Annotated in this window: 3 protein-coding genes, 1 rRNA gene and 2 riboswitches; all 4 genes read left to right on the top strand. The window is 38.9% G+C overall.

All coding sequences use genetic code 11. The features are described 5' to 3' along the window. Positions 1 to 2: 2 nt before the first annotated feature. The gene (locus N7Z68_RS23180; protein ID WP_275120804.1) at positions 3 to 2,180 is read left to right on the top strand and encodes a transglutaminase TgpA family protein; all 2,178 of its coding nucleotides are present in this window, start codon (positions 3 to 5) and stop codon (positions 2,178 to 2,180) included. A gap of 33 nt (positions 2,181 to 2,213) precedes the next feature. Next, positions 2,214 to 2,315, top strand: a riboswitch (purine riboswitch). A 150-nt stretch (positions 2,316 to 2,465) separates the two neighbouring features. After that, positions 2,466 to 4,004 carry a glutamine-hydrolyzing GMP synthase gene (gene guaA, locus N7Z68_RS23185; RefSeq protein WP_275120805.1) on the top strand — a complete coding sequence of 513 codons (1,539 nt, stop codon included), beginning with the start codon at positions 2,466 to 2,468 and terminating at the stop codon, positions 4,002 to 4,004. Positions 4,005 to 4,089: 85 nt separating this feature from the next. Beyond that, positions 4,090 to 4,191, top strand: a riboswitch (purine riboswitch). 306 nt (positions 4,192 to 4,497) lie between these two features. Next, positions 4,498 to 5,808: an NCS2 family permease gene (locus N7Z68_RS23190; RefSeq protein ID WP_275120806.1), complete on the top strand. Its 1,311-nt coding sequence runs from the start codon at positions 4,498 to 4,500 to the stop codon at positions 5,806 to 5,808. A 406-nt stretch (positions 5,809 to 6,214) separates the two neighbouring features. Further along, positions 6,215 to 6,416, top strand: a 16S ribosomal RNA gene (locus tag N7Z68_RS23195); the annotation flags it as partial.

A 6,416-nucleotide genomic window follows, 5' to 3' on the forward strand; every position in this document is an offset into this window, starting at 1 on the left:
CTATGGTTGCAGCTAATATGAAAGCTCATAAAGGGAGGCACTTCTTCCTTTATATGTTAAGCTATATCCTATTATTAGAATGGTTATTGCCTCTACCATATATAACAGATACTGGATATATTACGTTTTTTATAGGAGTTACGTTATTTTTCTTCTTATTGACCTTCATGCAAGTGAAAGTTTGGATTTCATTACCTTTAAAATTAGGAATTATTTTATACGGTCTTCATTTAATGTTTTTAGAAGGATCTTTTCTTTCCTTGCATTGGTTTGAATTGTTTCTGAATGACTTGTCACAGAATGTGATGATGATGGTTGCTGGAAATTGGGTTGCTCTTACAGATATGTTTAGAAGTTTACTGTTCTTTATTCTTCTAGCTGTCATGAGCTATTTACTGTTTTTTTGGACAGTGTATGCGAAGAGAATTCTATTCTTCCTGCTTTTTACCATTATATATATTACAGTGATTGATACGTTTACACCGTATGATGCGACTTATTCCATTGTGCGTATATTTATGGTTGGTTTTTTACTTCTCGGATTAATGACCTTGTATCGGACGATTGAACGTGAAAACGTAAAGACATTTTCTAATATCTTGCCGATCCGTTTGATCGCCTCATTATGTGTTGTCCTTTTAGTAGCAAGCAGTTTCGGCTATGCGGCTCCTAAGTATGAACCTCAGTGGGCGGACCCTGTACCGTTTATGAAAGCTGCCATTGGAATGGACACGGGTCAAGGAACTGGTACGCTCCGGCAACGAATTGGTTACGGTGAGAATGATGGAAGGCTTGGAGGCGGCTTTGAGGATGATGATACACCTGTCTTCCAAGCTGTTACTCCCCAAGCACAGTATTGGCGCGGTGAATCTAAAGATTTCTATACAGGAAAAGGCTGGGAAGTAACGACGCCGGAAGAACAAGTCGAGATGCGCTATCCATTATTCGAACAAGAAGTAGAAGTGAAAACAGTAGAAGCTTCTATTTCGTTTGAACCGTATCAAAACTTCCAACATGTATTTTATGCTGGTGAACCAACTGATATTTCGATTGGATCGATTATCGATATTTCCGTTTTCTTCGACGCTCATACAGGTAGAGCAAATACGTATTATGGTAATGATCCGATTCATCTTGAGGCGTATAATCTAACGTTTTTAGAACCGCATTTTTCGGTTTCGAAGTTAAGACAAGTGACAGGTGGTGACCCTGAAGCTATCCAAAATATATATTTACAGCTTCCGGATACATTACCAGAGCGAGTAGGAGAGCTTGCTGCAGATATCACGGCGAACTTTAGTAATCGTTACGACCAAGTAAAAGCGATCGAGCGTTACTATCGTATGGCGGGGTTCCGTTATGAAACGAAGGATGTCGCAGTACCAGGACCAGATGAAGACTATGTGGATCAGTTCTTATTTGAAACGAAACAAGGGTATTGTGATAATTACTCGACGTCCATGGTTGTCATGTTACGGACGCTTGGAATTCCGGCTCGATGGGTCAAAGGCTTTACTCAAGGGGAAAGAATTGAGAATTTAACAGATGGTAACCGTTTATACCAAATTACGAATGCCAATGCACACTCATGGGTTGAAGTTTATTTTCCAGGCCATGGATGGATACCGTTTGAGCCGACTCAAGGCTTTAATAATGCTTCGAACTTTGTTTTTGAAACACCTGAATTAGAAGCTCAGTGGGAACGTGAGATGGAAAACCCAACCGTTGAACCAGAAGTAGAAGAGACACTAGCTGAAGTTCAAGAAGAAGAGGCGGCAGCAGGAGTTTCTTTTAACCGGGATGGATTGGTCTTTCAGTTTGCCTTTTGGATGGTTGTGGCCACAACGTTATTAATGCTAGCGATTATAGCCTTTGTGTTCCGGAAAAAAATACTCGTTCAATTTTTACTTTATCGTTACGGAAAACTTAACAATCAGCGATCTTTTGAATTAGCCTTTCATTCGCTCATTTGGCTTTTAGGAAACAATGGCATAGTAAAAAGACGTAGTGAAACGTTACGTGAATTTGCGGCTCGAATTGATTCTTTTTATTCGATGAATGATATGACGGAAATTACGTTAAACTATGAAAAAGTATCTTATGGTAACAGTCAAGCAAAAGAGGTTTGGAAAGAAAACCAGAAGTTGTGGGAAAATTTAATTAAAAAGATCGGTTCTTGACCATGCTGCAGGTCATTGATAAAATATATCCGTGATTTTATTAATTTAATCCTTCATATATTCTTAGGAATAAGGCCTAAGTGTTTCTACCAGATTACCGTAAATGATCTGACTATGAAGGCGGGATATTAGAGTATAAGCTAGGATTCTGTCTTCGCAGCATAGGAACGAAGGAATTCTAGCTTTTTCTATACTTTTACTACATAAGAGAACTGAAATTCTCGTAGTCGGCGAGTAGGCGTAATTTTGTCTATGAGTTAAATCATAATAGAAGGTGGATGAATGATGGAGAACATCAACGAAATGATTGTTGTACTAGACTTTGGTGGTCAATATAACCAACTTATTGCGAGACGTATTCGTGACTTAGGTGTATACAGTGAACTACACCCGAATACAATTACAGCGGAAGAAATTAAGAAAATGAATCCAAAAGGGATCATTTTCTCAGGTGGACCTAACAGTGCTTATGTTGAAGGGGCCCCTAAATGTGATGAAGCTATTTATGATTTAGGTGTTCCAATCTTAGGAATTTGTTATGGTATGCAATTAATGACACAACACTTTGGTGGAAAAGTAGAAGCAGCTGAACATCGTGAATATGGTAAAGCTGCGATTAAAATTGAAAATCCTTCAAAGTTATATGATGGACTACCGCTTGAGCAAACAGTATGGATGAGTCACGGAGACAAGATTATCGCTCCTCCTGAAGGTTTCGTAGTTGACGCTCAAAACCCATCTTGTCCTGTAGCTGCGATGAGTGATGTTGCAAGAAAGTACTATGGGGTACAATTCCACCCAGAAGTTCGTCATTCGCAGTATGGAAACCAACTGTTAGAAAACTTTGTCTACAAAGTATGTGAATGTGAAGGAAACTGGTCAATGGAAAACTTCATTGAACTAGAAATGCAAAAAATTCGTGATCTAGTAGGCGATAAAAAAGTGCTATGTGCGCTTAGTGGCGGTGTAGACTCATCAGTAGTTGCAGTATTAATTCATAAAGCAATCGGTGACCAACTAACGTGTATGTTCATTGACCACGGCCTTCTTCGTAAAGGTGAAGCAGAGAGTGTTATGGAAACTTTCAGCGAAGGCTTCAATATGAACGTAATCAAAATCGATGCTCAAGAGCGCTTCCTTTCTAAACTAGCAGGCGTTAAAGATCCTGAACAAAAGCGTAAGATCATCGGAAATGAATTTATTTATGTCTTTGAAGAAGAAGCTTCTCAATTAACTGATATGGACTTCCTAGCTCAAGGTACACTTTACACCGACATTATTGAGAGTGGTACGGCTACTGCTCAAACGATTAAATCTCACCATAACGTAGGTGGATTACCTGAAGATATGAGCTTCAAGTTAATTGAGCCATTAAATACGTTGTTTAAAGATGAAGTACGTAAGTTAGGTTCGGAGTTAGGGATTAAGGATGAAATCGTATGGAGACAACCATTCCCAGGACCGGGCTTAGGAATTCGCGTACTAGGAGAAATTACAGAAGAAAAATTGGAGATTGTTCGTGAATCAGATGCAATCTTAAGAGATGAAATTAAAAAAGCTGGGTTGGATCGTGAAATTTGGCAATACTTCACAGCACTTCCTGACATGAGAAGTGTTGGTGTTATGGGTGATGCTAGAACGTATGACTATACAGTAGGTATTCGTGCGGTTACTTCAATAGATGGAATGACATCAGACTGGGCAAGAATTCCTTATGATGTGTTAGAAATTATCTCTACGCGTATCGTTAATGAGGTTAAACATGTGAATCGTGTTGTTTATGATATTACGTCTAAACCACCAGCTACCATTGAATGGGAATAACACGAACAATATAAAAAATATATATAAAAACGTTCGGAAATGATATTGACACTTCATTACTATGTTGATAAACTAATGCTATTGAAATAGCAATAGAACCATCGATCGTATAATCATGGGAATATGGCCCGTGAGTCTCTACCAAGCTACCGTAAATAGCTTAACTACGAAAGATCGGATGTCAACGCAGGCGAGATATGAAGTGTCTTGTATGTGACTTCCAGATTTTTTGTCGTTAAAGCTCTAGGTAGAAATCCTAGAGCTTTTTTGTTTAGCTCCAGCGCCCAGCGGCTAGTGGACTTCGTCTCCTCCTTAAGATAAGTCAACATCGGTTTACTAACGTTCACCGTGTTTCCTTTATCTCATACGGAGGACTCCAGTCCATAAGTAGCGAACGGATGCTTGCGCTTTTCTGACTTTGAGATAGTCTCAAATGATTTGTTGAAAATCTGGGAACGATAATTTTAGACAATAATGAGGAGGGTAATTTTCAATGGATCGTTTTTTTCGTTTTAAGGAAAACGGAACGAGTTACAAGCGAGAGACAATTGCGGGGGTAACAACGTTCTTATCAATGGCTTACATTTTATTTGTTAATCCAGACCTTTTAAGTGCTACAGGGATGGATATCGGAGCTGTCTTTGTTGCTACAGCATTGGCTGCAGCAATCGGTACTTTAATTATGGGTCTAGTTGCAAACTACCCAATTGCTTTAGCACCAGGTATGGGTCTAAATGCATTCTTTGCATTTTCCGTTGTTATTGGTATGGGGATTGATTGGCAAATTGCGTTGTTCGGTGTATTTGTTTCCGGTATTATCTTTATTATTATTACATTATCAGGTATTCGTGAAATAATTATTAATGCCATTCCGGCTGAATTGAAATATGCAGCTGGTGCCGGTATCGGTTTGTTCATTGCTTTTATTGGATTAAAAAGTGCGGGTATTGTTGTGCCGTATGAAGCTACAGCAGTAACGCTAGGCGATATGACAGCAAGTACTACATTACTTGCGATCTTTGGATTAGTTGTTACAGTTATTTTTATGGTTCGTGGTGTTAAAGGTGGAATTTTCTACGGAATGATCTTAACAGCTATTGCTGGGATCATTGTTGGGTTAATTGACATGCCACAACAAATTGTTTCTTCAGTTCCGAGTTTAGCTCCTACATTTGGGCAGGCGTTTACTTATATCGGTGAAGTAGGCTGGGGTCAAGTCTTAACTATTCAATTATTAGTAGTTATTTTAACTTTCTTATTCGTTGATTTCTTCGATACAGCTGGAACATTATATGCGGTTGCGAACCAAGCTGGGTTTGTAAAAGATAATAAACTTCCACGTGCAAATAGAGCGTTACTTGCTGACTCAAGTGCAACATCAATTGGTGCGATCCTAGGAACATCAACAACGACAGCTTACATTGAGTCTTCATCAGGTGTTGCAGCAGGAGGGCGTACAGGATTTACATCAGTTGTTACAGCGGGCTTGTTTTTAATAGCATTGTTCTTCTCGCCGTTACTTACAGTTGTAACACCGCAAGTTACAGCGCCGGCTTTAATCATTGTTGGTATCTTAATGGCATCATCGCTGGGGTTAATTGATTGGAAGCGATTTGAGATTGCAGTTCCTGCATTTTTAACGGTAGTAGCAATGCCGTTAACATATAGTATTGCTCACGGGATTGCGTTAGGATTTATCTTCTATCCAATAACAATGATCGTAAAAGGTAAGGGTAAAGAAGTTCATCCGATTATGTACGTGTTATTCGTTATCTTCGTTCTATTCTTTGCTTTCTTACATTAATAATAAAAAATCAAGGGAGGCCGCTTAGTGGCCTCCCTTGATTTTGTTTCTGGTAATATAGAAAGAAGATGTTTATTTGTAAAACTTAATGTTTTGTTGGTTTGAATGAAGTAGAGGATACTTCTTATAAAGGAAATGATTTCCTTAAAAAAGTTGTTGATCTTTGCTCGGTAACTTGGTATATTTATATTCGTTGTCAATGAAACAAGCTTTAAGAAAAAAACATTAAAAAAAGTTGTTGACACAAAGAGAGACACTTGATATACTATAAAAGTCGCCAACAACAAGCGACGAAAAAAGTTCTTTGAAAACTGAACAAAAAGCCAAGCGAAATAAATGAGATACATGATATCTCGTCAATGTTTTAAAAACGTCACGTTTGTGACAATGAGCTATATCAAACACTTTTATGGAGAGTTTGATCCTGGCTCAGGACGAACGCTGGCGGCGTGCCTAATACATGCAAGTCGAGCGGACCAATTAAGAGCTTGCTCTTATGAGGTTAGCGGCGGACGGGTGAGTAACACGTGGGCAACCTGCCCTGTAGACTGGGATAACTTCGGGAAACCGGAGCTAATACCGGATAATCAGTGACACCACATGGTGTC

The sequence above is a fragment of the Alkalihalobacterium chitinilyticum genome (genome assembly GCF_029028005.1).
Taxonomy (GTDB): domain Bacteria; phylum Bacillota; class Bacilli; order Bacillales; family Bacillaceae_F; genus Alkalihalobacterium; species Alkalihalobacterium chitinilyticum.

What these genes read in the sequence shown, in the direction of transcription:
- N7Z68_RS23180 (WP_275120804.1), top strand. Translation starts at nt 3, where the DNA reads ATGGTTGCAGCTAATATGAAAGCTCATAAAGGGAGGCACTTCTTCCTT.
- N7Z68_RS23190 (WP_275120806.1), top strand. Translation starts at nt 4,498, where the DNA reads ATGGATCGTTTTTTTCGTTTTAAGGAAAACGGAACGAGTTACAAGCGA.
- guaA (WP_275120805.1), top strand. Translation starts at nt 2,466, where the DNA reads ATGGAGAACATCAACGAAATGATTGTTGTACTAGACTTTGGTGGTCAA.